The 26,684-nt window shown below is 64.8% G+C and carries 24 protein-coding genes; 12 read left to right on the forward strand and 12 right to left on the reverse strand.

Features of this window, described 5'->3' with window-relative positions:
* Window positions 1-42 precede the first annotated feature (42 nt).
* Genes CX676_RS05705 through CX676_RS05715 form a run of 3 tightly spaced genes read right to left on the reverse strand, consistent with a single transcriptional unit; the run spans window position 43 to window position 3,368 of the window.
* The gene (locus CX676_RS05705) at window positions 43-855 is read right to left on the reverse strand and encodes a citryl-CoA lyase (protein WP_101751758.1); all 813 of its coding nucleotides are present in this window, start codon (window positions 853-855) and stop codon (window positions 43-45) included.
* Between the two features lie 12 nt (window positions 856-867).
* Entirely contained in the window at window positions 868-2,058 is a 1,191-nt protein-coding gene (locus CX676_RS05710) for a CaiB/BaiF CoA transferase family protein (RefSeq protein ID WP_101754165.1), read from the reverse strand.
* Window positions 2,059-2,069: 11 nt separating this feature from the next.
* Complete coding sequence (locus tag CX676_RS05715; protein WP_101754166.1) at window positions 2,070-3,368, reverse strand: CitMHS family transporter; 1,299 nt, start codon at window positions 3,366-3,368, stop codon at window positions 2,070-2,072.
* A 91-nt stretch (window positions 3,369-3,459) separates the two neighbouring features.
* Here CX676_RS05715 and CX676_RS05720 point away from each other — a divergent pair, with 91 nt between their 5' ends.
* Window positions 3,460-4,374 (forward strand): LysR family transcriptional regulator, encoded by a 915-nt coding sequence (locus CX676_RS05720; protein ID WP_101751759.1) that lies wholly within the window; start codon window positions 3,460-3,462, stop codon window positions 4,372-4,374.
* Between the two features lie 33 nt (window positions 4,375-4,407).
* On the opposite strand, the gene CX676_RS05725 is transcribed toward CX676_RS05720, so the two are convergent.
* Window positions 4,408-7,848 (reverse strand): indolepyruvate ferredoxin oxidoreductase family protein, encoded by a 3,441-nt coding sequence (locus CX676_RS05725; protein ID WP_101751760.1) that lies wholly within the window; start codon window positions 7,846-7,848, stop codon window positions 4,408-4,410.
* Between the two features lie 126 nt (window positions 7,849-7,974).
* On the opposite strand from CX676_RS05725, the gene CX676_RS05730 reads away from it, so the two are divergent.
* The gene (locus CX676_RS05730; protein WP_101751761.1) at window positions 7,975-8,445 is read left to right on the forward strand and encodes an Lrp/AsnC family transcriptional regulator; all 471 of its coding nucleotides are present in this window, start codon (window positions 7,975-7,977) and stop codon (window positions 8,443-8,445) included.
* Here the strand turns inward: CX676_RS05730 and CX676_RS05735 are convergent.
* From CX676_RS05735 to uraH, 4 genes are all read right to left on the reverse strand, one after another.
* Window positions 8,442-9,716: a hemolysin family protein gene (locus CX676_RS05735; RefSeq protein ID WP_101751762.1), complete on the reverse strand. Its 1,275-nt coding sequence runs from the start codon at window positions 9,714-9,716 to the stop codon at window positions 8,442-8,444. The two genes, CX676_RS05730 and CX676_RS05735, sit on opposite strands and share 4 nt — an antisense overlap.
* Before the next feature lie 12 nt (window positions 9,717-9,728).
* Window positions 9,729-10,451 carry an exopolysaccharide biosynthesis protein gene (locus CX676_RS05740; RefSeq protein ID WP_157935853.1) on the reverse strand — a complete coding sequence of 241 codons (723 nt, stop codon included), beginning with the start codon at window positions 10,449-10,451 and terminating at the stop codon, window positions 9,729-9,731.
* Between the two features lie 127 nt (window positions 10,452-10,578).
* The gene (locus CX676_RS05745; RefSeq protein ID WP_408634478.1) at window positions 10,579-11,832 is read right to left on the reverse strand and encodes a urate hydroxylase PuuD; all 1,254 of its coding nucleotides are present in this window, start codon (window positions 11,830-11,832) and stop codon (window positions 10,579-10,581) included.
* 3 nt (window positions 11,833-11,835) lie between these two features.
* Entirely contained in the window at window positions 11,836-12,189 is a 354-nt protein-coding gene (gene uraH / locus CX676_RS05750) for a hydroxyisourate hydrolase (RefSeq protein ID WP_101751764.1), read from the reverse strand.
* A 482-nt stretch (window positions 12,190-12,671) separates the two neighbouring features.
* On the opposite strand from uraH, the gene CX676_RS05755 reads away from it, so the two are divergent.
* Window positions 12,672-13,262, forward strand: coding sequence for a ComF family protein (locus CX676_RS05755; protein ID WP_101751765.1), 591 nt, complete (start codon window positions 12,672-12,674; stop codon window positions 13,260-13,262).
* The gene (locus CX676_RS05760) at window positions 13,253-13,822 is read left to right on the forward strand and encodes a hypothetical protein (protein ID WP_232816594.1); all 570 of its coding nucleotides are present in this window, start codon (window positions 13,253-13,255) and stop codon (window positions 13,820-13,822) included. Before CX676_RS05755 ends, CX676_RS05760 begins: the two co-directional genes overlap by 10 nt.
* An 86-nt stretch (window positions 13,823-13,908) precedes the next feature.
* On the opposite strand, the gene CX676_RS05765 is transcribed toward CX676_RS05760, so the two are convergent.
* A complete protein-coding gene (locus CX676_RS05765) occupies window positions 13,909-15,717 on the reverse strand; it encodes an ABC-F family ATP-binding cassette domain-containing protein (protein WP_101751766.1) in 1,809 nt (602 codons plus the stop codon).
* A gap of 126 nt (window positions 15,718-15,843) precedes the next feature.
* Here CX676_RS05765 and CX676_RS05770 point away from each other — a divergent pair, with 126 nt between their 5' ends.
* The 4 genes from CX676_RS05770 (at window position 15,844) to CX676_RS05785 (ending at window position 20,177) form a co-directional block, all read left to right on the forward strand.
* Window positions 15,844-16,842 carry a Fe(3+) ABC transporter substrate-binding protein gene (locus CX676_RS05770; RefSeq protein WP_101751767.1) on the forward strand — a complete coding sequence of 333 codons (999 nt, stop codon included), beginning with the start codon at window positions 15,844-15,846 and terminating at the stop codon, window positions 16,840-16,842.
* Between the two features lie 130 nt (window positions 16,843-16,972).
* The gene (ahcY, locus tag CX676_RS05775; RefSeq protein WP_101751768.1) at window positions 16,973-18,379 is read left to right on the forward strand and encodes an adenosylhomocysteinase; all 1,407 of its coding nucleotides are present in this window, start codon (window positions 16,973-16,975) and stop codon (window positions 18,377-18,379) included.
* Between the two features lie 4 nt (window positions 18,380-18,383).
* The gene (gene metK, locus CX676_RS05780) at window positions 18,384-19,565 is read left to right on the forward strand and encodes a methionine adenosyltransferase (RefSeq protein WP_101751769.1); all 1,182 of its coding nucleotides are present in this window, start codon (window positions 18,384-18,386) and stop codon (window positions 19,563-19,565) included.
* Window positions 19,566-19,568: 3 nt separating this feature from the next.
* On the forward strand, window positions 19,569-20,177 hold the full coding sequence (locus CX676_RS05785) for a sulfotransferase family 2 domain-containing protein (RefSeq protein ID WP_101751770.1): 609 nt from the start codon (window positions 19,569-19,571) through the stop codon (window positions 20,175-20,177).
* Here the strand turns inward: CX676_RS05785 and CX676_RS05790 are convergent.
* Entirely contained in the window at window positions 20,162-20,719 is a 558-nt protein-coding gene (locus CX676_RS05790; protein ID WP_101751771.1) for a glutathione peroxidase, read from the reverse strand. The two genes, CX676_RS05785 and CX676_RS05790, sit on opposite strands and share 16 nt — an antisense overlap.
* Before the next feature lie 26 nt (window positions 20,720-20,745).
* On the reverse strand, window positions 20,746-21,207 hold the full coding sequence (locus CX676_RS05795) for a type II toxin-antitoxin system RatA family toxin (protein ID WP_101751772.1): 462 nt from the start codon (window positions 21,205-21,207) through the stop codon (window positions 20,746-20,748).
* Between the two features lie 67 nt (window positions 21,208-21,274).
* Here CX676_RS05795 and CX676_RS05800 point away from each other — a divergent pair, with 67 nt between their 5' ends.
* Window positions 21,275-21,463: a hypothetical protein gene (locus tag CX676_RS05800; protein WP_101751773.1), complete on the forward strand. Its 189-nt coding sequence runs from the start codon at window positions 21,275-21,277 to the stop codon at window positions 21,461-21,463.
* Between the two features lie 7 nt (window positions 21,464-21,470).
* Here the strand turns inward: CX676_RS05800 and ypfJ are convergent, their stop codons facing one another.
* On the reverse strand, window positions 21,471-22,319 hold the full coding sequence (ypfJ, locus tag CX676_RS05805) for a KPN_02809 family neutral zinc metallopeptidase (RefSeq protein WP_101751774.1): 849 nt from the start codon (window positions 22,317-22,319) through the stop codon (window positions 21,471-21,473).
* Between the two features lie 251 nt (window positions 22,320-22,570).
* Here ypfJ and CX676_RS05810 point away from each other — a divergent pair, with 251 nt between their 5' ends.
* The 3 genes from CX676_RS05810 to gyrA all read left to right on the forward strand — a co-directional run bounded on the left by CX676_RS05810 (window position 22,571) and on the right by gyrA (window position 26,609).
* Complete coding sequence (locus CX676_RS05810; protein ID WP_101751775.1) at window positions 22,571-23,149, forward strand: YqaA family protein; 579 nt, start codon at window positions 22,571-22,573, stop codon at window positions 23,147-23,149.
* Complete coding sequence (locus tag CX676_RS05815) at window positions 23,149-23,631, forward strand: disulfide bond formation protein B (protein ID WP_101751776.1); 483 nt, start codon at window positions 23,149-23,151, stop codon at window positions 23,629-23,631. Before CX676_RS05810 ends, CX676_RS05815 begins: the two co-directional genes overlap by 1 nt.
* A 239-nt stretch (window positions 23,632-23,870) precedes the next feature.
* Window positions 23,871-26,609 carry a DNA gyrase subunit A gene (gene gyrA, locus CX676_RS05820; protein WP_101754169.1) on the forward strand — a complete coding sequence of 913 codons (2,739 nt, stop codon included), beginning with the start codon at window positions 23,871-23,873 and terminating at the stop codon, window positions 26,607-26,609.
* Window positions 26,610-26,684: the final 75 nt, after the last annotated feature.

Consider the following 26,684-nt stretch of genomic DNA (forward strand, 5'->3'; position numbering starts at 1 on the left):
CTGTGATCTGTTCGCGGACCTGCTCACTGTTGGATTTCCCATTTACCCCAACTCCCGATCCCCTGCCCCGTCATAGCGCCACAGCCACTGGCGCGGGATCGGTCCCTTGTTGCGGTCGGGGCGCAGGGACTGCTCGTAGGCATGGGCGAGGATGCCGACGGAGCGTGACAGGATGAAGATGCCCCGGCAGAGCGGCGGGGCGAAGCCCAGTTCGGCATAGACCACCGCGGTCGCGCCATCGATGTTCATTGGCACCGGGCGGGATTTGGTGGCGCGCAGATGCGCATCGACAGCGCGACCGATGCGGGCAAAACGGCCATCGACGGTGCCATCGCGCACCGCCTGATCGACCAGCGCCAAGAGGCGCGGCGCTCGCGGATCGACCGGGTGGAAGCGGTGGCCGAAGCCGGGAACGTATTTCTGTCCCGCCTCGGCACGGCGTTCGAGAACGGCGGCGGCGGCTTCCTCGGGCGTGCCGCCCTCGGCGGCGATCTGGTGATAGAGATCCACCGACTGCTCGCCCGCGCCGCCATGGACATCGTCCAGCACGTTCACGGCCGAGGCCATGGCGCCGTTGATCCCTGCCCCGCAGGACATCGCCATGCGCGAGATGGCGATCGAGGGCGCCTGCGGACCGTGATCGACGCCGGCAACCATCGCGGCTTCCAGCAGCCGGGCCTGCGCCTCGGTCGGCAGCTCGCCACGGGTCATCAGCCAGACCATCTGGGCAAAGCCGATCCGGCCGGTCAGGTCTTCGATGGCATAACCGCGAATGCGGATCTCGCCGGGTTGCATGCGGATGATCTCGGTCCGCCACCAGTCTTCGGCCAGTTGCCGGTCGGTGCTGTTTTCCATGTCCAATCCTCCTTAGATGGTTCCGGCAGCGGCAAGGCGGCGCAGGTCGTCTGCGTCCAGCCCCAGCGCGCCATAGATCGCGGCATTGTCGGCCCCGAGCATTGGCGGCGGCGTCTCGACGGCGGGGGCGGCGCCGTTCAGCTTGAACCCGGTTCGCACCAGCGACAGGTCGCGGCCCACCCCCGGCGCGTCGGGGAAATGGCCGAGCATCCCGCGATCCGCGATCTGCGGCGAGGCCAGCACCTGTGGCACGGTGAGAACGGCCCCGGCAGGCACGCCGATGGCGTTCAACTCCTCGGCCCAATCCTCGGCGCGGCGGCGCGTCAGCACGGTTTCAAGCGCGGCCTTCAGCGCAAAGCGGTTGGCCTTGCGCAATTCCCGCGTGGCGTAATCGGGCGCGGTCAGCAGGTCCTCGCGCCCGAGATGCCGGGCAAGCGCCTGCCATTGCTCGTCCTTGTTGGCGGCGATGTTCAGCAGCCCGTCCTGCGCCTGGAACGCACCCGACGGGGCCGAGGTCATGTTCTCGTTGCCATTGGCGGTCGGGATCACGCCCGCGACCAGGTAATTCGAGACCACCCAGCCCATGGTCGCCACCACCGCCTCGAGCATCGACACGTCGATCATACCGCCGCGTTCCGGCGCGTTCAGCGCGGCGGTGATGGCCATGGCGGCGGTCAGCCCGCCGATGGTATCGGCCAGCGGATAGCCGACGCGCAAGGGCGCGCTGTCCGGGTCGCCCGTGATCGACATGATGCCCGATGCGCCCTGGATGATCTGGTCATAGGCGGGACGATCCCGCCATGGCCCCTCCTGCCCGAAGCCCGAGATGGCGCAGTAGACCAGGCGCGGATTGACCGCTTTCAGCGCCTCGTAGCCGACGCCAAGCCGGTCCATCACGCCGGGGCGGAAGTTCTCGACCAGAACATCGGCCGTTTCCACAAGCCGCCGCAGCAGCGCCTTGCCGTCATCATGTTTCAGGTTGACCGTCACCGATTTCTTGCCGGCATTCTGTGCAAGGAAGGACACCCCCATGCCCGCCCGGTTGAGGTCAGGATCGGCGCCAAGATTGCGGGCCAGATCGCCTGTGCCCACGGCCTCGACCTTGATCACCTCGGCGCCCAGATGCACCAGCTGATGGCAGCAGAAGGGCCCGGCCAGCACATTGGTCAGATCCAGCACCCGGATGCCCGCGAGGGGTTTCATCGCCGCGCCCATCACAGCACACCCCGCAGCGGAATGGTGCCGAACAGGATCGCACCGGCCAGCATGGCCAGCACCAGCCCGACCACCCAGAGGATCGAGGCGCGCTGGTTGTCGCCGTATTCCACGCCGACGAGGTTCACCAGAAGATAGGTCGAGGCGACCAGCGGGCTCAGCAGATGCACCGGCTGCCCGATCAGCGACGCCCGCGCCATCTCGACGCCCGAGATGCCATAGGCCTCGGCGGTATGGGCGAGGATGGGCAGCATCCCGAAGTAGAAGGCATCATTGGTGACGGCATAGGTGGCGACGGCGCTGAACAGTGCGGTGGCCGGTGCCATATAGGGGCCGATCGCATCCGGCATGATCGCCAGCAGGCCCGCCGACATGGCATCCAGCATGCCGGTGCCTGCGAGGATGCCGGTGAAGATGCCGGCGGCGAAGATCAGCCCGATGACCGAGACCACATTGTAGGAATGCGCTTCCAGCCGGGCCTTCTGCTCGGAGAGCGTTGGGTAGTTGATTGCCATTGCCACAGCCGTCGCAAGGATGAACAGGATGGGCAGCGGCAGAAGGCCGAGGATCAGGCAGACGAGCAGACCAAGCGTCAGGCCGAGGTTGACCCAGAACAGCCGGGGCCGGCGATAGTCCGGCGGGTTTTCCAGGTCGGTGATCAGATGCGCCACGGCATCCTCGGAAATTACCCCGAGCCGGCGGCGTTCGCGCAGGCCAAAGATCGCGGCGACGGCCAGTTGATAGGCAAAGCCCAGCATCATCGCCGGGATCAGCGGCACGAACACGTCCGCGACCTCGACATGCATGGCTGATGCCGCCCGCGCGGTCGGCCCGCCCCAGGGCAGGATGTTCATGATCCCGATGCTGAGCAACAGCACCGTCGCCATGTATTGCGGCCGGATGCCGACGACCTTGTAGATCGGCAACAGCGCCGTGACGCAGATCACGTAGGTCGTGGCCCCGTCGCCATCCAGCGCGACCGCCGTGCCGACCACCGCCGTGCCCACGAGGATCTTCAGCGGGTCGCCCTTGGCGATGCGGATCACCCGGGTGATGAGCGGGTCGAACAGGCCCGCATCGGTCATGATCGAAAAGAACAGGATGCCGAACATCAGCATCGCGCCGGTGGGCGCCAGCTTGGTCAGCCCCTCCAGCATCATCGTGCCCAGACCCGCCGGGTCCAGCACCAGCCCGAAGACAAAGGGCACCAGCGCCAGCGCCACGAGGGCGGAAAGTCTGCGTGTCATGATCAGCGCCAGAAAGACGATGATCATCAAGAAACCTGCGAATGTCAGCATAGCCATCTCCTCCATGGCGAAGCTCATCTCACAGGTAGCGTGAACAAAAAATTCAGTTATATTCAGTTACAGATGAATTTTGGTTATCAATATGGATGTGCGCGACCTTTCCTACCTGCAGGCGATCATCCGGACCGGCAGCGTGACCGCCGCCGCCGACGAGGTTGGCCGCACCGCCCCGGCCATCACAAAGGCCATCCGGCGGCTGGAGCAGGAGACCGGCACAGCCCTGTTCCGCCGCGCCGGTCGCGGGATCGAACCGACCGAGGCTGCGCTGTTCCTGACCCGGCGCACGCAGGGCATGACCGAACAGTTGCAGATCATCCGGCGGCAATTGACCGAGATTTCTCGCGGCCAGCATGGCCATATCCGCCTCGGCGTGGCGGCGACCATGGCAGCGATCTTTCTGCCCGGCTTCCTGAGTGATCTATCGGTGCGCCACCCCAATATCTCGGTCTCGGTCATCAATGGCATGAACGACGTGCTGCGCGCCGCGCTGCGCGAGGGCGAGATCGATATTGCGCTTGGTGTCATCGACCGCCCGGACGAGGGAGGCATCGAAACACTTGTCATTACCGAGGATCAGGTCAGGATCGCCGCCTCGCTGCGCCACCGCCTGCAGGGCCGGCCGCTCGCCGCCGCGGACCTATCCGGCGAAAGCTGGCTGCTGCCCGCGCGCGGTGTCGCCATGCGCCAATGGCTTGACGCGGCCTTTACCGCGAGTGGCCTGCCCGCGCCGATTGCCCAGATCGAAACCAACTCCATTGCCGTCCTGGAGGACCTGATCGCCGGCAGCGATCACCTGAGTTTCGTCTCGGGGTTGAAGATGCGCCTGCCCCATGTCGCCTCGCGCATCGGCCCGCTGCGGATCGAGGGCTTCACCATGCGCCGCCAGATCGGCGCCACCTGGCTGCAGGGCGCCGAGGACCAACCGACCGTGGCGCTGGTGATCGAGCGGCTGAGGGCGGGGTCCTCGGTGATCCGCGATGGGGCGGCTCCAGCGTGAGACCCCGCAGCCAGCCCGACGCCGGGCGACCGTTTACCGCCCGAACCCCGCCATCGCCGCGCTGATCTCGCGCCGCACCCTGCCGGCGGCCTCGTCCTTCACCGGGCCATAGCCGCGGATCTCCATCACCATCGCGGCGATGTGGCTGGCCTCGGGGTGGTTTTCCGCCGTCAGGCCGTCCGCCAGCCGGGTCAGCAGGTCGCGGTATTCGCCAATCAGCGCGCGCTCCATCCGGCGCTCGGTAGTGTAGCCGAAGATGTCCCAACGGGTGCCGCGCAGGTGTTTGCGTTTCGCGAGGTGCCGGAAGCCCGACTGGATCCACGGACCGAAGGCGCGCTTGAACGGGCGGCCGCGGGCGTCGCGACCGGACGGCAGGAACGGCGGCGCGAGGTGGTGTTTCACGGTGAACTCTCCCTCGAAACGGTCTTTCAGGCCCTCGAGGAAGCCCGTTTCGCTGTGGAGGCGCGCGACCTCGTATTCGTCCTTGTAGGACATCAGCTTGAAAAGGCCCTTGGCCGCCGCCTCGGTCAGCGCGCCCTCGGCGCCCATGACGCGGGCCTCGGCGGTGCGGATGCCGGTCAGGGCATCGCGATAGGTCTCGGCCCATTTTCCGTCCTGATAGTCGGTCAGGAAGGCGGCACGGCGGTCGATCATCACCTTGAGCGTTAGCGCCGGGCTGACCGGCAGCGCGGCGATGCGTTCCACCGCATCGGGGGTGTGGATGGTGATCCGGCCCCAGGTGAAGGCGGCCTTGTTCAGGTCGGGCTTCACGCCGTTCAACTCGATGGCGCGCATCAGCGCATCCTCGCCAAGCGGCACCAGCCCGGCCTGCCAGGCCGCGCCCAGCATCATCACATTGGCAAAGACCGTGTCGCCCACCAGCGCCTCGGCCAGCGCATTGGCATCGAGCGTCCGCAGCCGCGCAGCATCGACGGTCTGCGCGATCGCCTGCAGCCGCTGCCCGGGTTTCAGATCGGCATCGCGGTTCTGCACCAGGTCGCCCGTCGGCATGATCGCGGTATTGACCACCGCGCGGGTCACGCCGGGGCGATAGGTCAGCGAGGCTTTCGGCGTCGAGCAGACCACCAGGTCGCAGCCTATCAGCGCATCGGCGGAACTGGGTTCGATCTTCGCCTGATGCACCCCCTCGGTCGTGGCCGACATGCGGATATAGCTGAGCACCGGGCCGAATTTCTGCGCGAAGCCCATGAAATCCAGCACGCTCGCGCCCTTGCCTTCAAGGTTCGCGGCCATGGCGATCAGCTGGCCCACGGTGACGACCCCGGTGCCACCAACGCCGGTGACGAGGATGTCCCAAGAGGCGCCCAGCTCGGGCAGGACCGGCGCGGGCAGGTTGGCCTTCAGCCGCTCGTAAGCCGCGCTGTCCTTGGCGGCACCCTTCTTCAGCGTCCCGCCCTCGACGGTGACAAAGCTGGGGCAGAAACCGTTCAGGCAGGTGAAGTCCTTGTTGCAGCTGTTCAGGTTGATCTTCCGCTTGCGGCCGAATTCCGTCTCCAGCGGCTCGACGCTGAGGCAGTTCGATTCCACGCTGCAATCGCCGCAGCCCTCGCAGACCAGCGGGTTGATGACGGCGAATTTCTTCGGGTCTTCCATCTTGCCGCGTTTCCGCAGCCGGCGCTTTTCGGTGGCGCAGGTCTGCTGATAGATCAGCACCGTGCAGCCGGGGATCTCGCGCAACTCGCGCTGAACCCGGTCCAGATCGCGGCGATGCTCGATGGTGATGCCGTCGGGGAAATCGCCCTTGCGGAACTGCTCGGGCTGGTCCGAGACGATGACCACGCGCTTCGCCCCTTCCGCCGTCACCGAGCGGGCGATGGCCTCGACCGTGATCGGCCCGTCCACATGTTGCCCGCCGGTCATGGCGACAGCATCGTTGAACAGGATCTTGTAGGTGATGTTGGTCCCTGCCGCGATGGCCTGCCGGATCGCCAGCGAACCGGAATGGTAATAGGTGCCCTCGCCGAGGTTCTGGAAGATGTGCCTGTTGCCGTTGAACTTCGACCGCGCCACCCAGTTGACGCCCTCGCCGCCCATCTGGATCAGCGAGCTGGTCTTGCGGTTCATCCAGCTGGCCATGAAGTGACAGCCGATCCCGGCCATGGCCTCGCTGCCCTCGGGCACCTTGGTCGAGGTATTATGCGGGCAGCCCGAGCAGAAATAGGGCGTGCGGGTCGCGCCATCGACCTCGATCAGCTTCGGCGGCGCGACGATATGTTCGGCCTTCTCGGTCAGGCCGAGACCCGGGAAATTGTGGTCCAGCCGCGCGGCGATGATCCGCGCCAGCATCACCGCCCCCAGCTCGCGGGTCCAGGGGATCAGCCGCTTGCCGCTTTCGTCATGCTTGCCGACCATGCGCTCGGGCTTGTGGCCGGGGAAATCGTAGAACTGTTCCTTCAGCTGGCTTTCGATGATGCCGCGCTTTTCCTCGATGACCAGCAGCTCCTGTTTCTCGCTGGCAAAGCGCAGCGCCCCCTGCCCCTCCAGCGGCCAGACCATGCCGACCTTGTAGAGATCGATGCCGATCTCGTTGGCACGCGCGCGGTCGATCCCCAGCAGCCGCAGCGCCTCGAGCGTGTCCAGATGCGATTTGCCGGTGGTGACGATGCCGTAACGCGCATGGTCATGGCCCCATTCCACCCGGTCAATGGGATTGGCGCGGGCAAAGGCAAGGGCCGCGTGCTTCTTGGCCTCCATCCGTTCTTCGATCTGCGGCCCCGGCAGGTCGGGCCAGCGGTAATGCAGCCCGGTGGCGGGCGGGGTGTAGTCCGTTGGGGTGGTGAACTCACGATCCGCCGGCAGGGCGAAGGACATGCCCGATTCCACCGTTTCCGAGATCGCCTTGAAGCCGACCCACATGCCCGAGAAACGCGACAGTGCGTATCCCCATTCGGCGAAGGTCAGGAATTCGGCGACATTGGCCGGGTTGATGGTCGGCATGAAGAAATTCATGAAGGCGACATCGGACTGATGCGGCATCGAGGACGAGACGCAACCGTGATCGTCGCCCGCCACCACCAGCACACCACCGTTGGGCGAGGCGCCATAGGCATTGCCGTGCTTCAGCGCATCGGCCGCCCGGTCCACCCCCGGACCCTTGCCATACCAGAGGCCGAAGACGGCGGTGCAGGTCTTGTCGGGATCGGTCTCGACCTGCTGGGTGCCGATCATCTGGGTGGCGCCGAATTCCTCGTTCACGGCGGGCAGGAACTCGACCCCCGCCTCGGCGACGATCTTACGGTTCTTGCCGATCTCGAGGTCGATCCCGCCCACCGGCGAGCCGCGATAGCCCGAGACATAGCCGCGCGTGTCCAGCCCGCGCGCCCGGTCCCGCCGCGCCTGGTCCAGCGCCATGCGGACGATGGCCTGCGTACCGGTCAGGAACACCCGGCCCTCGGTCTTGGTATAGCGGTCGGACAGTTCGTAATCGCGCAGGATCGGGGTCTGGTCGGTCATCGGTGGCCTGCCTGATGCTGAAGGTGGGTCTGCGACCAGTTTATCCGCAATTCCCTGAAAAATCCGCATCAGTATTGGTCATCTGCGGTAGTATTTTGAGATGAATGTATCATATGATGCCGCATCATGAGCGAAACCGATCAACTCAGCGATCTTGACCGGCGGATGCTGGCGATTCTGCAGCGCGATGCCTCGGGCAGCGTGGCCGATCTGGCCAAGGCGACCAACAGCTCCTCGGCGACCTGCTGGCGCCGATTGCGCGCGCTGGAGGATGCCGGCGTCATCGGCCCGCCGGTGCGGCTGGTGAACCCCGAGGCGGTCGGGCGCGGCATGGATGTGTTCTGCCAGATCCGGCTGAAAGCGCAGTCAACGGCGGCGCGCGACAGTTTCCAGCGCGCGATGGAGCTGATCCCGGCGGTGGTGGCGATCTATTCGATCTCGGGCGACTGGGATTACCTGTTGCATCTTCTGGTGCGCGACATGGCAGATCTGGAAGGCACGCTGATGCAGCAGATGCTGGATCACGAAAACGTCGCCGCCTCCTCGACCATCTTCGCGCTGAGGCGGTTGAAGCGGACGACCGAGGTGCCGCTTTAACCCGCGCGCTGGACCAGCAGCTTGTCGATCCGCCGCCCGTCGAGGTCGACCACCTCGATCTTCCAGCCATCGACGGTCACATGCTGGCCCACGCGCGGCAGGACGCCCGCGCGCTCCAGCACCAGCCCGGCCACGGTGTCGTAATCGCTGGATCGTTCGATCGACAGCCCCAGCCGCGCGGCAAACTCATCGACCGGCATCCAGCCCGCGACCAGGTAGGAGCCATCGTCGCGCGTGACCATCTTCGGCTCGTCATCGTCGGTTTCGTCGAAACCGCCGGCAATGGCGCCAAGGATGTCCATCGCGGTGATGATGCCCTCGAACTGGCCGTACTCATCATAGACCAGCAGCATGTGACCCGGCGCCGCCTTCAGCCGCTCGATCACGGCCATGGCGGGTAGCGCCTCGGGAATGACTGGCGCGGGCTTCGCCAGCGCGCGCAAGTCGAACTCGGCCCCGGCGGGCAGGTTCAGCACCTCGCGGCTATGCAGGACGCCGATGATGTCATCGGGCTTGCCGTCCCGCAGCGGCAGGCGCGAGCGGCCGGACTCGCGGAAGCGTTTCAGGATCTGCGCCCGGCTTTCGCCCACATCCGCGATCTCCAGCTCGTGCGTGGCGGTCATCAGCCCGCGGGCATTGCGATCGGCGATGCGCATGACGCCCTGGATCATCTCGTTCTCGGCCTTGTCGATCACCCCCGCGCCCTCGGCCTCGGCGATGATCATGCGGATCTCCTCGTCGCTGACGGCGCTGCCGCCCTTGCCGGTCTGCCCCAGAAGCGCGAGCAGCAGCTTGCCCGACTTGTCCAGAAGCCAGACGAGCGGCATCGAGACCTTGGACAAGAGCTTCATCGCCGGGGCCATGCGCGAGGCCACGGCCTCGGGATCGGCCAAAGCGATCTGTTTCGGCACCAACTCGCCCACGATCAGCGACAGGTAGGTGATGACCACGACGACCAGCGCCACGCCAAGAGGCTCGGCAACCCCGGCCCCGACGCCGGCATCGCGCAGCATGGTGCCGACTCTCAGGCCCAGTGTCGCGCCGGAAAACGCCCCCGACAGCACGCCGACCAGCGTAATGCCGATCTGCACGGTCGAGAGAAACCGCCCCGGTTCGGCGGCAAGTTCTGCCGCCACCGCCGCGCCATGATCACCGCGATCGACGCGCACCCGCAGACGCGCTGGCCGCGAGGAAACGATGGCCAGTTCCGACATGGCCAAAAGCCCGTTGAGCAGGATCAGGGCAAGAACGATGGTGATTTCAAACAGCATGGGTCCGGAAACTCAGGAAAAGGCAGAGAAAAGCAGGAAAAGCGCGCCCTTGACCATGGCATAGGCCACAGCACCCGACAGCGCCAGCGAGGCGAGGCCGACGACAAGGCCAAGGCCGGTCCACAGCCCGTCGCGTTCAAGGACGCCAAGCGCGATCACGCAGATGGCGAAGGCCGGCAGCATGTTCGCCAGCGGGATCGGCAGGGTGATGATCACCGCCAGCACCAGCGCGAAGGCACCCAGCAACCGCTCGGCCAACGGACGCACCATCCAGCTCCAGCGCGGGCGCAGCAGCTTCTCGGCCCGCATGAGCAGCGGCAGGGCGCGGTCGATCATGCTGCGGAAGGCGGTCATGGAAATGCCGCGCTCGGCCACGATCCGGGGCAGCCAGGGAAAGCGACCCAGCATCATCTGCGCGGTCAGGTAGAGAAGCGGCAGGCCCAGAACGGCCGAAAGCCCCGGCGGGGCGGGCAGGACGTTCGGGAAGGCGAACAGAAAGATCAGCGCCGCCCGGGCGCGGCCTTCCATGATGTGCATCAGGTCGGAAATGGTGATCTCGGTGCGGCTCTGGTCGCTGGCGATGGCCAGCAGCACTTCCGACAGTCGCTTGCGGCGCGGGCGTCTGGCCCGCCGGCTTCGCGGGATCTCGTCGTCGCTGTCGCCATCGGCCTCGGTTGGGGGCAGATGCGGATCGCTGTCCGGGTGAGGCTGCATTCCGCTGGTCTGGTCGTCCATCCGCTGGCCTGTCATGGTCTCAAGCCAGCACTAAGCGAGATCGAGGTCCGCGGCGAGTGGGCATTTTGGCTGAATGCCCCGAAAATCCCGTTGATCGCGCAGCTGTGACCCCTTCTGCCGACCGGTTTCAGTTTGCCGCAACCTCGGTCCCGCGTGCCGCGCGATACCAGCGGATGATGGCGTCACGCTCGGCATCTTCCATGAAGCTGACATTGGCGGGCGGCATGGCATCGGTGACGCCGGCCTGCAGGTAGATCTCGCGCGCGGCCCGGGCGATGTCGCCCGGGGTCTCGAGGAACACGCCCTTCGGCGCGTGGTAGATGCCCTCGTAGAAGGGCTCGCGGGCATGGCACATCGAGCAGCGGCCCATGACATAGTTGGTCACGTCGTCGAACCCCTCGGCCGCGGCAAAGCGCTGTTCGGTCGGGGTCAGGGCACGGGCCTCGGCCTCTTCCAGCGGTACCTGCCGCAGCCCCAGCGAGGACAGCGCCATGATCGCGATGAAGAGGATCGCGGTCACCGCCCAAGTCCACCACAGATCGCCTTTGCGGGCGTGCATGGTGTTGAAGTAATGCCGGATGGTGACGCCCATCAGGAAGACCAGCGCCGCGATCAGCCAATTGTATTCGCTGGCAAAGGCGAGCGGATAATGGTTCGACAGCATCAGGAAGATGACCGGCAGGGTCAGGTAGTTGTTGTGGGTCGAGCGCAGCTTGGCGATCTTGCCGTATTTCGGATCGGGCGCCCGCCCGGCCTTCAGGTCGGCAACGACGATGCGCTGGTTCGGCATGATCACCAGGAACACGTTGGCGGTCATGATCGTGGCGGTGAAGGCCCCCAGGTGCAGTAGCGCGGCGCGGCCGGTGAAGATCTGGTCGTAGCCCCAGCCCATGATGACCAGCGCCACGAAGAGAAGCAGCATCAGCACCGTCGGCGTTTCGCCAAGCTTGGATTTGCACAGCGTGTCATAGATCAGCCAGCCGATCGCCAGCGAGCCGCCAGAGATCAGGATCGCCTGCCACTGCGCCAGCTCCATCTTGGCCGGATCGATCAGGAACAGCTCCGCCCCGGCCCAATAGGTGACCATCAGCAGTGCCGCACCGGAGAGCCAGGTGGCATAGCTTTCCCATTTGAACCAGGTCAGATGCTCGGGCATCCGCTCGGGCGCGACGAGGTATTTGTTGATGTGATAGAAGCCGCCGCCATGGACCTGCCATTCCTCGCCATGCGCCCCCTTGGGCAGGCCCGGCACTTTCAACAGTCCCAGGTCCAGCGCGACGAAATAGAAGGACGAGCCGATCCAGGCGATGGCGGTGATGACATGGGTCCAGCGGATCGCGAAGCCGATCCATTCCCAGATGATCGTGATGTCAGGAATCATGGCTCAGCTTCCCCGGTAGGTCGAATAGCCGAAGGGCGAGATCAGCAGCGGGACGTGGTAATGGTCCTGTTGCGACATGCCGAAGCGGATCGGGATCACGTCCAGAAAACGCGGACTTTCCGGCGGGATGCCGGTCGCGTCCATCCACGCCCCGGCGTGGAATTCCAGCTCATAGCTGCCGGTGGCGAACTCGGCCTCGGGCAGGATCTGACGATCGGTGCGGCCATCGGCATTGGTGATGAGCCGCGCCAGTTCCGTGCGGGTCGCGCCGTCAAGCCGGTAGAGCACGATCTCCATCCCCTCGGCCGGGCTGCCCCGCGCCGTGTCCAGAACATGCGTTGTCAGATATCCGGGCATCGACCCCTCCGCTGGATGATTGCGCGGTCATTGATACCCGAATTTGCCGGAGGGACGAGACGGCAGGGGCGCAAGGGAGTGTATAGGAATGGTTGAGAATGGGGGAAGGGGATGGGTTGATTGGGGGCGTTGAAAAATTGCGGGTACTGGAGCGCCACGCGACAGCAATCGCTTCTTGACCGCGGGCTGTCGCGCGGAAACCTAAGGGGAGGTGAGATAGTCAACGTTTCTGCGACTCGATAGCGCTCATAGCAAGTTGGCCTCTCCAAGCCCTACATTCACTTGCAACGGACTATTCTCTCGCAAGCAAAATCTGTGCGCAAAAACAGCGCCCCTTAGCCCGTAACATTCGGCATTATGTTCAAAGCGCTAGGTTGGCTTCCGACGCCCGCAAACCTATCTAGGAATCGGAATTGATCGTGTTCGCGGTGATCGGAGATATCTCGCGAGACAGTATGCGGAACGATAGGGAATAAGATCACGTGAAGGTAAGGCTAAGGCGAATTTCAGGGGCATTCACAGATGGCTACGCGCTCGACAAGCATAGCACATCGAGCGTATTCATAGGGTACAACGATTTTGGCCACGCGCAGTACGACACTACGCGAACTGCCGCTGGGGAGGCAGTCTTTCAGCTCAAGTATCGTGATGACTTCGGCCAAGTTGACGCCCTTGCGAAGGCGGTGGTTCGCAATATCGTGCCGAAGTTCCCTAACATCGGGCTGGTCGTGCCAACCCCGGCTTCTACGACGCGAAAGCGTCAACCGGTCCACGAAGTTGCCTTGGCGGTGGCGAAGCAGATGGAAGTGCCGTTGTTTGATGGTCTCATCGCGGTATCGGCTGCAGCGGCAAACACCGACTCGTTGAAAAACATGAATACCCGCCAGGAAAAGGACACGGCTCTCAAGGGTCGGTATCAGCTTAACAAACTGATCAACAATGACGGCCGTTGGAACGCCCTTGTTCTCGACGATCTTTACCACACGGGAGCCACGCTAGACGCGGTTTGTAGTCTTCTCGCGCAGTATGATAAGATTAAGGGCGTTTATGTGGCTGCTCTGACATGGAGATGACAATGCCGACAGTGTTCGTTGCCGGTTCGATCAAGATCAAGCGCCTCCATCCGCTCTTTGTAGAGCGGATAGTGAACATTGTCCGAGAAGGAATGCCGGTAATAGTCGGAGATGCCGATGGCGCCGATGCGTCCGTGCAGGCTGCGCTTGTTGCCCAGTCCGCGCCCGACGTGACAGTCTATTGCACTGGAGACAAGCCTCGGAACAACCTTGGAAATTGGAATGTACATCGTGTTCGCTCTTCTGAGCACCCGGGGACACGAGCATATTTCGTTGCTAAGGACATCGAAATGGCCAAACGGGCAGAGTTCGGGCTGATGCTGTGGGATGCCGCGAGCACGGGAACACTGAGTAATGTGCTTGAGCTTATGGCACAAGGAAAGAAAAGTGTGGTTTTCATAAACCGTGAGACCAGGTTTTTGAACGTGAAGAACGGTGAGGACCTTCTTGATCTAGTTAGCTATATGAGTGACGGGGCGCGGACGGCTGCGGATCGAAAGATCAGGTTAGACGAGAAGATTAGCCGCTTGACTAGTTTTCAGTACCAGATGCCTGTCTAGCGCATCGCTCTGCGCGACTTAATCGCAGAGCGATCTAGCGACGTGGGAGTACACCGGGTTGACGATCAAACGCAGCATAGCCCCCCTCACCCCGCCGCCTTCTCCTCCAATGCCAGCCATTCCTCCTCCGCCTCGGCCAGCTTGGCCTGGCGCTCGGCCAGACCCTCGCTGGCCTTCTGGAACTTTGCCGGCGCGGTGCTGAACAGATCCGGCGCGGAGAGGAAATCCGACAGCTTGGCGATCTCGGCCTCCAGCCGTTCGATGATGCCGGGCAGCGCCTCGAGGCGGTGTTTTTCGGTGAAGCTCAGGCCTTCGCGGACGGGTTTGGCCTTCTCGGCGACGGGCTTCGCGACCTCGACAGGGGTCGCCACCACCTCCGGCGCGTCCTCGGGACGTTGGGCGCGGTAGTCGGACCAGCCGCCGGGATAGATCACCGCGCGGCCGTCGCCCTCCATCGCCACGGTGGTATCGGCCACCCGGTCGATGAAGTCGCGGTCGTGGCTGACCAGCAGCACGGTGCCGTCGTAATCGCCCAGAATGTCCTGCAACAGGTCCAGCGTCTCGACATCCAGATCGTTGGTCGGTTCGTCGAGCACCAGGAGGTTCGAGGGTCGCGCCATGATCCGCGCCAGCAGAAGCCGCGCCTTTTCACCGCCCGAAAGGCTGCGGACGGGGGCGCGGGCCTGCGCCTCGTCGAAGAGGAAATCCTTCAGATAGGCCACCACATGCTTGGGCTGGCCGCGCACCATAACCTGATCGGCGCGCCCCGAAACCCGCATCTCGGGATCGCCGGTCAGCGAATCCCAGAGGCTCATCTCGGGGTCGAGCGCCGAGCGGGTCTGGTCGAAGATGGCGATGTCCAGATTGGTGCCATGCGTGACCGTGCCCTGATCCGGGGCGATCTCGCCGGTCAGCATCTTGATCAGCGTGGTCTTGCCCACGCCGTTCGGGCCGACAAAGGCCACCCGGTCGCCGCGCTGCACCCGCAGGTCGAAGGGTTTCAGGATGTCCCGATCGCCGAAGGTCTTGGCGATGCCCTTGGCCTCGATCACCCGCTTGCCTGATTGCTGGCCCGATTCCAGCGCCAGCGCCGCCGCGCCCTGACGGCGGATCTGCCCGGCCCGCGCCTCGCGCAGCGCCGCCAGCGCCCGCACCCGGCCCTGATTGCGCTTGCGGCGCGCACTGATGCCTTCCACCGCCCACCGCGCCTCGGCCTTGATCTTGCGGTCAAGCTTGTGGCGGGCGTCATCCTCGGCCGCCCAGATGGCCTCGCGCCAATCCTCGAAGCCGACGAAGCCACGCTCCTGCCGGCGCACCTCGCCGCGGTCGATCCACAGCGTTGCGCGGGTCAGGTTGCGCAGGAAGGCGCGGTCATGGCTGATCAGGACGAAGGCGGATTTCGTCGCCGACAGCTGTTCTTCCAGCCAGCCGATGGCCTGGATGTCCAGATGGTTGGTCGGCTCGTCCAGAAGCATCAGGTCGGGCGCCTCGGCCAGAAGCCGGGCCAGTGCCGCGCGCCGACGCTCCCCGCCCGAGGCGGTGGCGACCGGCCGCTCGGGATCGAATTTCAGCCCCTCGGCGGCCATCTCGACCCGGTAGCCCTGCCCCTCGTCCAGCCCGGCCCGGGCGAAATCGCCCAAGGTGGCGAAGGCCGACAGATCCGGGTCCTGCTCCATATAGCCGACCGATGCGCCGGCGGGGGTGACGACTTCGCCGCGATCCGGCTCGACCAGCCCGGCCATGACCTTCATCAGCGTGGATTTGCCCGAGCCATTGCGCCCGACCAAAGCCACCCGGTCTCCCGGCTGGATGGTCAGGGACAGGCTGTCGAATACGGGATCGCCGCCAAAGGTCAGCGAGATGTCGGTCAGTTGTAACAGGGGTGCGCGTGCCATGCGGCGGCAGGTAATGCGCCGCCGCCACCGGGTCAATCGGCCATATAGCTAATTTTTTCAGTCAACTATTGACGCATGGGCAGACGGATGGCAGACAAGCCCAAATTCTGACCAAAGGAGTCAACCATGCGTTCCCTGATCCTCGCTTCGCTGATGGGTGCCACCGCCCTGCCCGTTCTGGCCCAGGAGGTGAATGTCTATTCGCACCGCCAGCCCGAATTGCTGCAGCCGCTGATCGACGCCTTCACCGCCGAGACCGGGATCAAGGTGAACGTGGCCTTTGTCGACAAGGGCATGGTCGAACGCCTGAAGGCCGAGGGCGACCGCAGCCCTGCCGACCTGGTGATGACCGTGGACGTGGCCCGCCTGGGTGAGGTCAAGGATGCCGGCGTGACCCAAGCGGTCACCGACGAGGCGCTGACCGTGGTGCCCGAGGGCCTGCGCGACGCCGACAACCAGTGGTTCGGCCTGACCACCCGCGCCCGCATCGTCTATGCCAGCAAGGAGCGTGTGGCCGATGGCGAGGTGACCACCTACGAGGATCTGGCCGATCCGAAATGGAAGGGCCGCATCTGCACCCGCCCCTTCACCCATGATTACAACGTCGCCCTGACCGCCGCCTTCCTGAAGCATCACGGCGCAGAGGAAACCAAGGCCTGGCTGGAAGGCGTGAAAGCCAACCTCGCCAAGAAGCCCGAGGGCGGCGACCGCGACCAGGTCAAGTCGATCTGGGCCGGCGAATGCGACATCAGCCTGGGCAACACCTATTACATGGGCGCGATGCTGAAGGATGACGAGCAGAAGCAATGGGCGGAATCGGTCCGCATCGTCTTCCCGACCTTCGCCGAGGGCGGCACCCATGTGAACGTCTCGGGCGTGGCGATGACCAGCTCGGCCCCGAACAAGGAAGCGGCGCAGAAGCTGATGGACTTCCTCGTCAGCGACGAGGCGCAGAAGATCTATGCCGAGACCAACAACGAGTTCCCGGTCTCGGATCATGTCGAGCGTTCGGAACTGGTGGCAAGCTGGGGTGACTTCACCGCCGATGCCACGCCGCTGAGCGAGATCTCGGCGCTGCGCCCCGAGGCGCTGAAGCTGATCGAGGAAGTGAACTTCGACGGCTGATCGCCCTCGCAATGCACATGTCGGGCCGGGGCCAATTGTCGCCCCGGCCCTTTCCATTTCCCCTGCCCCTTTCGGCCCCGCACGTTTTCGCTTATGTCGCGGGCTGACCACCCATCCGAAGGACCGCGACGTGACCGATTACATCATCAAGGACATCAGCCTGGCCGATTATGGCCGCAAGGAGCTGGACATCGCGGAAACGGAAATGCCCGGCCTGATGGCGCTGCGCGCCGAATATGGCGCCGCACAGCCGCTGAAGGGTGCGCGCATCGCCGGCAGCCTGCACATGACGGTGCAGACCGCCGTGCTGATCGAAACGCTGACCGCGCTTGGCGCCGATGTCCGTTGGGCCTCGTGCAACATCTATTCGACCCAGGATCACGCGGCTGCCGCCATTGCCGCCTCGGGCGTGCCGGTCTTTGCCATCAAGGGCGAGACGCTGGCCGAATACTGGGCCTATACCGACCAGATCTTCCAGTTCCCGGCCAAGGGCGACACGCCCGGCACCGCCAACATGATCCTTGACGATGGCGGCGATGCGACGCTGTACATCCTCTTGGGCGCGCGGGTCGAGGCCGGCGAGACCGGGCTGATCGACACGCCCACCAGCGAGGAAGAGGAAGCCCTCTTCGCGCAGATCAAGAAGCGTCTGGCACAATCGCCCGGCTGGTTCACCGCGCAGCGCGACGCCATCCAAGGCGTCAGCGAGGAAACCACCACCGGCGTTCACCGTCTCTATGACCTGCACAAGAAGGGCCTGCTGCCCTTCCCGGCGATCAACGTGAACGACAGCGTCACCAAGTCTAAATTCGACAACAAATATGGCTGCAAGGAATCGCTGGTCGACGGCATCCGCCGCGCCACCGACGTGATGATGGCCGGCAAGGTCGCCGTGGTCTGCGGCTATGGCGATGTGGGCAAGGGCTCGGCCGCCAGTCTGCGCGGCGCCGGCGCCCGGGTGAAAGTCACCGAGGTCGACCCGATCTGCGCCCTGCAGGCAGCGATGGACGGTTATGAGGTGGTGACGCTCGAGGATGTGGCCGACAGCGCCGACATCTTCATCACCACCACCGGCAACCGCGACGTGATCCGGCTGGAGCATATGCGCCAGATGAAGGACATGGCCATCGTCGGCAATATCGGCCATTTCGACAACGAGATCCAGGTCGCCGCCCTGCGCAACCACAAATGGACCAATATCAAGGATCAGGTGGACATGATCGCGATGCCCTCGGGCAACCGCATCATCCTGCTGTCGCAAGGCCGTCTTTTGAACCTCGGCAATGCCACCGGCCATCCGAGCTTCGTCATGTCCGCCAGCTTCACCAACCAGGTGCTGGCGCAGATCGAGCTTTTCGCCAAGGGCGACGACTATGCGCCGGGCGTCTATATCCTGCCCAAGCATCTGGACGAGAAGGTCGCCCGGCTGCATCTGGACAAGATCGGCGTGAAGCTGACCACGCTGTCGCCCGAGCAGGCCGAGTATATCGGCGTGACGCCCGAGGGCCCGTTCAAATCCGACCATTACCGGTACTGAGACCATGACTGAATATTCGCTTTTTACCTCGGAATCCGTTTCCGAGGGCCATCCCGACAAGATCGCCGACCAGATTTCCGATGCCATCCTCGACGCCATCCTGGCCGAGGATGCCCGCGCCCGCGTGGCCTGCGAGACCATGGTGAAAACCGGCGTGGCCATCATCTCGGGCGAGATCAGCACCAGCGCGTGGGTCGATCTGGAATCGATCGTGCGCGGCGTCATCAACGATATCGGCTATACCTCGTCCGAGGTCGGTTTCGATGGCGCCACCTGCTCGGTCATCAACATCATCGGCAAGCAATCCCCCGAGATCAATCAAGGGGTTGACCGCGAAACCCTCGAAGATCAGGGGGCCGGAGACCAGGGGCTGATGTTCGGCTACGCCTCGGACGAAACCAATGTGCTGATGCCCGCACCGATCACCTATGCCCATCGGCTGGTCGAGCGTCAGGCCAAGGTCCGACGCAACGGCGTTTTGCCCTGGCTGCGCCCGGATGCGAAATCGCAGATCACCATGCGCTATGACGATGACGGTCGCCCCGAGGGCATCGATGCGGTCGTGCTCTCGACCCAGCACAGCCCCGATATCGCGCTGAAGGATCTGCGCGAGGCGGTGATCGAAGAGATCATCAAACCGGTCCTGCCGGCGGAATGGCTGTCACCCGAGACCAAGTTCTTCATCAACCCGACGGGCAAGTTCGTCATCGGCGGGCCGGTGGGCGATTGCGGGCTGACCGGGCGCAAGATCATCGTCGACAGCTATGGCGGCATGGCCCGGCATGGCGGCGGCGCCTTCTCGGGCAAGGATCCGTCCAAGGTCGACCGTTCGGCGGCCTATGCAGGGCGTTGGGTGGCCAAGAACATCGTCGCCGCCGGTCTGGCGCGGCGCTGCGAGATCCAGGTCAGCTATGCCATCGGCGAGGCGCAACCGACCTCGATCAGCCTCAACACCTTCGGCACGGAAACCAAGCCCGTAGACCAGATCATCAAGGCCGTGCGCGAGGTGTTCGACCTGCGCCCCTTCGCCATCATCCGCGATCTGGACCTGCTGCACCCGATCTATCGCCCGACCGCCAGCTATGGCCATTTCGGCCGCGATCCCTATGCGCTGCAGGGCGGCACCGCCTTCAGCTGGGAGCGGACGGACAAGGCCGAGGCGCTGGTTTCGGCGCTGTCGGACTGAGGATTGCTGGTCTTCGCCCAAGCCCGGCTGGTGCTGCTGTCGGTCCCCAAGACCGGCAGCACGGCGCTGGAAGCCGCGCTGGAGCGTGACGCCGATCTGGTGCTGCGCAACCCGCCGCATCTGAAGCACATGAACCTGCGGGGCTGGCAGAACCGGCTGGCCCCGCTGTTCGACGGCAAGGCCGCCGAGTTCCGCACCATCGCTGTCATCCGCGATCCGGTCGAGCGGTTGCGCAGCTGGTATCGCTATCGCCACCGCGACGAACTGGCTGGCCGTCCGGCCAGCACCCGCGGCATCAGCTTTCAGGATTTCGTGGCCGAGGTGATGAAGCCCGGCGAGCGTGCGCCCTCTGCGCGGATCGGCACCCAGACCGATTTCCTGACCGGCAAGGATGGCCGGGTCGGTGCCGATCTGATGTATCGTTATGAGGACATGGGCGATCTGACCGATTTCCTCGCCCGGTCGCTGAAACGCGAGATCACGCTGGAGCGGCTGAACAGGTCCCCGGCGGTCGACACCACCCTGTCAGCCGAGACCGAGGCGGTTCTGCGTCAGCATCTCGCCGATGATTGCCAGCTGCATCAGGCGGCGCGGGGTCAGGCGGACAGGTAGGGCGCGAAGGCGGCCCGGATATCCTCGGATTCGGGCTTGGTCATCGATCCCCAAGTCTGGACCACCTGCCCCTCCGGCCCCAGCAGCACCTTGCCGAAATTCCACGCCGGGGCATAGCCATGCGTGTCCTTCAGCCAAGCATAGAAGGGATGCACGTCGCCCCGCGCCACGTGGATGATGTCGCTCATCGGCAGGGTGATGCCATAGTTGATTGTGCAGAATTCCTTGACCTTCTTGGCATCGTCCAGTTCCTGCGCGAAATCGTCCGAGGGCGTCGCCAGCACCACCAGCCCCTTGGGACCGAACTCCTCGTGGAGCGCCTGCATCCCCTCAAGCTGCGGGGTGAATCCACAAAGCGAGGCGGTATTCACCACCAGCACCGGCTTGCCGCGCCAGTCGGACATGTCGAGCACGCCGCCATCGATCGAGGGAAAGCTGAAATCGGGCACGGAACCCCCTTGCGCAGCGGAGAGCTTTTGCCGCGACAGGATCAGCGCGGAGATGGCGGCCAGACCGGCCTGTAAGGTGCGACGTCTGAACATGGCCGAAGGATAGCCCCGAATCGGGCTCAGGCATAGAGCTTGCGCGCCCGGTCCTCGAAGGCGCGGATGATCCGCGACATGGCCTCGCCGAAGACCACACCGATCAGCTTTTGCAGGATGGCGTTCTTGAACTCGAAATCGACATGGAAATCGACCCGGCACCCGCCCTCGGGCAGGTCGGTGAAGGTCCAGCCGCTGCGCATGTACTTGAACGGCCCGTCCAGGTACTCGGTATCGATCTTCAGCGGGCCATCGGTATCGGTCGGCCACAGCACCACCCGGCTGCCAAAGCGCTCGCGAAAGACCTTGAAGCTGATGACCAGGTCGGCCTCGACCACCTCGGCGCCATCATCGCGCAACTGGCGCGAACGAATGCGCGCCGCGCTGTTCCAGGGCAGGAATTCGGGATAGCGGTTGATGTCGGCAACAAGGTCATACATCTGCCGCGCGCTATAGGGCAGGACGCGGCTGTCATTGGTCTGGGGCAAGGCGATCTCGTGACTTTGCGTCTGGGGTAACTATAGGATGGGGCGGGCATAGCAAAAAGGCGGCGCCATGAACAACCTGATCTGGCTGGTCCGCGCCTCACGTTGGGCCCGGAACCCTCCCAGCAAGCGCATGGTGATGCTGGTCTTCGGCATCATCGCCCTCGGGCTGGTGCTCGTCGGGATCGAGCATCTCGGTCTCTGGCCGGACTGGGCGACGGTCAACAACCCCCGCCGCCCGCATCTGCCGCGCCCCTGACGGGGTCCTACAGACCGGCCTCGGCGAAGGTGTTGCACTGCGCCAGGTCACCCGAACGGAAGCCGCGCATCAGCCATTCCTGACGCTCTTCGGCGCTGCCATGGGTAAAGCTGTCGGGCATCGGCGTGCGCCCGGCGCTGGACTGGATCACGTCATCACCCACCGCGCGCGCGGCATTCTGCGCCTCTTCCAGATCGCCCTCTTCGATCGAGCCGAATTGCTGGCTGGCATGGGCGGCCCAGATCCCGGCGAAGCAATCAGCCTGCAATTCGGTCAGCACCGACAGCGCATTCGAGTCGCGCTCGCTGGATTGCTGGCGCGCCTGCGTCACCTTGCCGAGAATCCCCAGCTGGTTCTGCAGGTGGTGGCCGACCTCATGCGCGATCACATAGGCGGCAGCGAAATCCCCGCCCGCGCCCATGCGCTGCGCCATCACGTCAAAGAACTGCGTGTCGAGGTACAGCTTGCGGTCGCCCGGGCAATAGAACGGCCCCATTGCCGCCGAGGCCTCGCCGCAGGCCGATTGCACCGCGCCGCGGAACAGCACCAGCGTCGGCGCGGCATAGTCCATGCCCGCCTGCTCGGGCAGGACCTGCCCCCAGACCTCTTCGGTATCGGCCAGCACCACCGAGGAGAACTCGCCATATTGCTGATCGGCCTCGGACAGCTCGCCCGTCTGAACCTGGCTGCTGCCCTGGTCGAGGCCCTGCACCACCGGCGATATGTCGATGCCGAAGAAATAGCCCACTGCCAGCACCACCAACATGCCGACGATGCCAATGCCGCCCGCGCCCCCGGCGCTCATCCGGCGCCGGTCTTCCACGTTGCGACTGCCGCGCCGCCCCCGCCATTCCATGCCTGCGGTCCTTCCCTGTCAGTGTTTGCACGCCGGTCTGGCGTGATCATGGCGCTGAAACGCCGGGCTGGCCCCGCCAGTTCCCTGACAGGACCCGCCGAGTTTTCCCGAAAACGCCGGGCTTGCCAAGGCTTTGCGCAACCCCTCCGGCAGGACGACCACGGCGATCACTCCGGCGCGATTGCTGGCAAGGCGGCTTGACGCCGCCGCCTGCAAGGGTCAACTGCCGGTTAACAAGGAACGGGGACGCGATGCTGCGCCGACTTTACGACTGGACGATGGGCCTTGCCGGCCACCGCCATGCCATGTGGGCGCTGTTCGGCGTCAGCTTCATCGAAAGCTCGGTCTTTCCGATCCCGCCCGACGTCCTGATGATCCCGATGGTTCTGGCGCGGCGCGAGAAGGCCTTCCAGATCGCGCTGGTCTGCACCATCGGTTCGGTCCTCGGCGCGCTGCTGGGCTACTGGATCGGCGCAACGCTGATGGACAGCGTCGGCCAATGGGTGCTGACCGCCTATGGCAAGGAACATGCCTTCGAGCAGCTGTCGGCGCGGTTCAACGAATACGGGCTTTGGGCGGTCCTGTTCGCGGGCGTCACGCCCTTCCCCTTCAAGGTCATCACCATATTCTCGGGGGCGACCGGCCTGTCGCTGCCGGTCTTCATCCTGACCTCGATCTTCGCGCGCGGCCTGCGCTTCTTCATCGTGGCGGGCCTGTTGTGGAAATACGGCGTGCCGATCCGCGACTTCATCGAGAACCGGCTTGGCCTCGTCTTCACCATCTTCACGGTCTGCCTGATCGGCGGCTTCCTGTCATTGAGGTACCTCTGATGTTTCCGCAGGACTCTCGTCACATTGCCACGATCGCCGGCCTGGGTTCCGCCGCGCTGCTGGCCGCCGCGCTGGTGTTCCAGTCCATCGGCTATGCGCCCTGCGAGCTGTGCATCCTGCAGCGCTGGCCGCATGTCGCGGCGGCGGCAATCGGCCTCATCATCTGGTTCACCGGCTTTCGCCGTGCGCTGGCGATTCTGGGCATGGCGGCGGCGGGCGTGGCGATGGGGCTGGCGCTCTACCATGTTGGCGTCGAATATGGCTGGTGGCCCGGTCCCAGCCATTGCTCGGGCGGGGTGTCGAACCTGACCACGCTCTCGACCAAGGACCTGATGACCCAGTTGCAGGCCGCCCCGGTGGTGCGCTGCGACGAGGTCGCCTGGCGTTTCCTCGGCCTGTCGATGGCGGGCTGGAACATGCTCTGCTCGGCCGGTCTGGCGCTGGTCTGGGCGATGTCGCTGCGCCGGGGCGCGGCTGCCTGAGCCTGCCCCCGCCGGACCTCTGCGCCCGCACGAATAGTCTGCCTCAAATCCTCCTGAAATCAGGGGTTTCCGGGCTTTTCCCGACCCGGGCACCCGCTGCGCAATTGCATCCAGATGCTGTCGTCGTTATATCGTTAAGCAATAGATATTGAGGCAGACCAGTGGCAGACAACCGCGACGACGACCAGCCGGAAACCGGTGAAAACGGCGAAGAAAACGGGGCGTCCGGGCGTGCCGTGATGCTGCATGACGGGCCGGTCATCGACATTTCCGAAGAGATGCGCACGTCCTACCTGGACTATGCCATGTCGGTCATCGTCAGCCGCGCGATCCCCGATCTGCGCGACGGGCTGAAGCCGGTGCACCGCCGCATCCTCTACGCGATGGATGAAAGCGGCAATACCTTCGACAAGCCCTATCGCAAATCCGCGCGCCCCGTCGGCGACGTGATGGGGAAATACCACCCCCACGGTGACGCCGCGATCTATGACGCCCTGGTGCGCATGGCGCAGGACTTTTCCATGTCCCTGCCGCTTCTGGACGGCCAGGGCAACTTCGGCTCTATGGACGGCGATCCGGCGGCGGCGATGCGCTATACCGAAGTGCGCATGGCCAAGGCGGCGAATTACCTGTTGATGGACATCGACAAGGAAACCGTCGATTTCCAGGACAACTATGACGGCAAGGACCGCGAGCCGACGGTGCTGCCGGCGCGTTTCCCGAACATGCTGGTCAATGGCGCGGGCGGCATCGCCGTCGGCATGGCGACCAACATCCCGCCGCATAACCTTGGCGAGGTGGTCGATGCCACGCTGGCGCTGATCGAGAACCCTGACCTGCCGACCGAGCGGCTGATGGAGATCGTCCCCGGCCCCGACTTCCCGACCGGCGCGATGATCCTGGGCCGCTCGGGCGTGCGCAAGGCCTACCTGGAAGGTCGCGGCAGCATCATCGTCCGCGCCCGCACCCATATCGAGGAATTGCGCAAGGACCGCTTTGCCATCGTCATCGACGAGATCCCCTACCAGGTGAACAAGGCCACCTTGCAGGAGCGCATCGCGGAACTGGCGAAAGAGCGCAAGGTCGAGGGCATCGCCAATGTGCAGGACGAATCCGACCGCACCGGCATCCGCGTGGTCATCGAACTGAAGCGCGACGCCACGCCCGACGTGGTGCTGAACCAGCTGTTCCGCTTCACCCAGATGCAGACCAGCTTCGGCGCAAACATGCTGGCGCTGAACGGTGGCCGTCCCGAGCAGCTGACCCTGCGCGACTTCCTGACCTATTTCCTCGCCTTCCGCGAAGAGGTCGTGGCCCGCCGCACCGCCTATGAACTGCGCAAGGCGCGCGAGCGCAGCCATGTGCTTTGCGGTCTGGCAGTGGCGGTCTCGAATGTCGACGAGGTGGTCGCGACGATCCGATCCTCGGCCGATGCCGCCCAAGCCCGCGAGCGGCTGATGGAGCGGCGCTGGCCCGCCCATGAGATCATCGAATACCTGCGGCTGATCGATGACCCGCTGCATCCGGTGAACGAGGACGGCACCTATAACCTGTCCGAGATCCAGGCCCGCGCCATTCTTGACCTGCGCCTGCAGCGCCTGACCCAGCTGGGCGTGCAGGAGGTCACCGACGAGCTGCAGCAACTGGCCGATGCCATCCGCGACTACCTGGCCATCCTCGCCTCGCGCGAGCGGATCATGGCGATCATCTCGGACGAGCTGCGCGAGGTGAAGGAGCTTTTCGCCGTTCCGCGCCGCACCGAGATCTCCGACTGGTCCGGCGACATGGACGACGAGGACCTGATCGAGCGCGAGGACATGGTCGTCACCATCACCTCGGGCGGTTACATCAAGCGCACCCCGCTGGCCGATTTCCGGGCGCAGCGGCGCGGCGGCAAGGGCCTGTCGGGGATGGCCACCAAGGAAGACGACGTGGTCACCACGCTGTTCGTCGCCAATACCCATACCGAGCTTCTGTTCTTCACCACCGATGGCATGGTCTATCGGCTGAAGACCTGGCGCCTGCCGCTTGGCGGGCGGACCGCCAAGGGCAAGGCCATCGTCAACATCCTGCCGATCGAACTGGGGGTCTCCATCGCCGCGCTGATGCCGGTCGATGCGCCCGAGGCGGAATGGGACAGCTACCAGGCCATCTTCGCCACATCCGAGGGCGATGTGCGCCGTAACGCGCTGTCGGATTTCACCAATGTGAAATCCAACGGCAAGATCGCCATGAAGCTGCCCGAGGGGGTGGAGCTGATCGGCGTGCGCATGGCCACCGAAGAGGATGACGTGATGCTGGTCACCTCGGGCGGGCGGGCGATCCGCTTCCCGACCACCGCCGTCCGCGTCTTCAAGGGCCGCGACTCAACCGGCGTGCGCGGCATCCGCCTGGCCGAGGGTGACAGCCTCGTCAGCATGTCCATCGTGCGCCATTCCAAGGCCGACCCGGCCGAGCGCGCCGCCTATCTGAAGATGCGACGCGCCGTGGCCGGTGCGCTGGATGACGGGGCCGAGGCCGACGAGGACGAGGATGCCGTCGAAGAGGGCAGCATCACCCAGGAACGCTATGCCGAGATGTCGGCGGCCGAGGACCTCATCCTGACCATCACCGCCAAGGGGTCGGGCAAGATCAGCTCCAGCCACGATTACCCGGTGCGCGGACGCGGCGGCCAGGGCGTGATGGCGATGGACAAGGCCATGCGGGGCGGGCCGCTGATCGCCAGCTTCCCGGTCGAACTGGATGACCAGATCATGCTGGCGACCTCGACCGGACAGTCGATCCGGGTGCCGGTGGACGGGATCAGCTTCCGCTCGCGCAGCGCCGGCGGGGTCAGGGTGTTCAACACCACCAATGGCGAGGAAGTCGTCTCGGTCGCCCGCATTGCCGAGCAGGAGCAAGCTGAAGGTGATGACGCTGCCGAGGCCGAAGGCGGCGCTGCCCCGGGCGCAGGCAGCGACAGCGGCGAACAGGAGTAAGTCGCATCGCGGGCCGGCTGGCACGGCTCGCACTTGACGGCTTGCGGAATTGGGTTTGGGATGGGGATGCGCCGG

The sequence above is a fragment of the Paracoccus zhejiangensis genome (assembly GCF_002847445.1).
GTDB classification, from domain to species: Bacteria; Pseudomonadota; Alphaproteobacteria; order Rhodobacterales; family Rhodobacteraceae; genus Paracoccus; species Paracoccus zhejiangensis.

What these genes read in the sequence shown, in the direction of transcription:
- CX676_RS05705 (WP_101751758.1), bottom strand. Translation starts at nt 855, where the DNA reads ATGGAAAACAGCACCGACCGGCAACTGGCCGAAGACTGGTGGCGGACC.
- CX676_RS05710 (WP_101754165.1), bottom strand. Translation starts at nt 2,058, where the DNA reads ATGAAACCCCTCGCGGGCATCCGGGTGCTGGATCTGACCAATGTGCTG.
- CX676_RS05715 (WP_101754166.1), bottom strand. Translation starts at nt 3,368, where the DNA reads ATGCTGACATTCGCAGGTTTCTTGATGATCATCGTCTTTCTGGCGCTG.
- CX676_RS05720 (WP_101751759.1), top strand. Translation starts at nt 3,460, where the DNA reads ATGGATGTGCGCGACCTTTCCTACCTGCAGGCGATCATCCGGACCGGC.
- CX676_RS05725 (WP_101751760.1), bottom strand. Translation starts at nt 7,848, where the DNA reads ATGACCGACCAGACCCCGATCCTGCGCGATTACGAACTGTCCGACCGC.
- CX676_RS05730 (WP_101751761.1), top strand. Translation starts at nt 7,975, where the DNA reads ATGAGCGAAACCGATCAACTCAGCGATCTTGACCGGCGGATGCTGGCG.
- CX676_RS05735 (WP_101751762.1), bottom strand. Translation starts at nt 9,716, where the DNA reads ATGCTGTTTGAAATCACCATCGTTCTTGCCCTGATCCTGCTCAACGGG.
- CX676_RS05740 (WP_157935853.1), bottom strand. Translation starts at nt 10,451, where the DNA reads ATGGACGACCAGACCAGCGGAATGCAGCCTCACCCGGACAGCGATCCG.
- CX676_RS05745 (WP_408634478.1), bottom strand. Translation starts at nt 11,832, where the DNA reads ATGATTCCTGACATCACGATCATCTGGGAATGGATCGGCTTCGCGATC.
- uraH (WP_101751764.1), bottom strand. Translation starts at nt 12,189, where the DNA reads ATGCCCGGATATCTGACAACGCATGTTCTGGACACGGCGCGGGGCAGC.
- CX676_RS05760 (WP_232816594.1), top strand. Translation starts at nt 13,253, where the DNA reads ATGGAGATGACAATGCCGACAGTGTTCGTTGCCGGTTCGATCAAGATC.
- CX676_RS05765 (WP_101751766.1), bottom strand. Translation starts at nt 15,717, where the DNA reads ATGGCACGCGCACCCCTGTTACAACTGACCGACATCTCGCTGACCTTT.
- CX676_RS05770 (WP_101751767.1), top strand. Translation starts at nt 15,844, where the DNA reads ATGCGTTCCCTGATCCTCGCTTCGCTGATGGGTGCCACCGCCCTGCCC.
- metK (WP_101751769.1), top strand. Translation starts at nt 18,384, where the DNA reads ATGACTGAATATTCGCTTTTTACCTCGGAATCCGTTTCCGAGGGCCAT.
- CX676_RS05790 (WP_101751771.1), bottom strand. Translation starts at nt 20,719, where the DNA reads ATGTTCAGACGTCGCACCTTACAGGCCGGTCTGGCCGCCATCTCCGCG.
- CX676_RS05800 (WP_101751773.1), top strand. Translation starts at nt 21,275, where the DNA reads ATGAACAACCTGATCTGGCTGGTCCGCGCCTCACGTTGGGCCCGGAAC.
- ypfJ (WP_101751774.1), bottom strand. Translation starts at nt 22,319, where the DNA reads ATGGAATGGCGGGGGCGGCGCGGCAGTCGCAACGTGGAAGACCGGCGC.
- CX676_RS05810 (WP_101751775.1), top strand. Translation starts at nt 22,571, where the DNA reads ATGCTGCGCCGACTTTACGACTGGACGATGGGCCTTGCCGGCCACCGC.
- CX676_RS05815 (WP_101751776.1), top strand. Translation starts at nt 23,149, where the DNA reads ATGTTTCCGCAGGACTCTCGTCACATTGCCACGATCGCCGGCCTGGGT.
- gyrA (WP_101754169.1), top strand. Translation starts at nt 23,871, where the DNA reads ATGCTGCATGACGGGCCGGTCATCGACATTTCCGAAGAGATGCGCACG.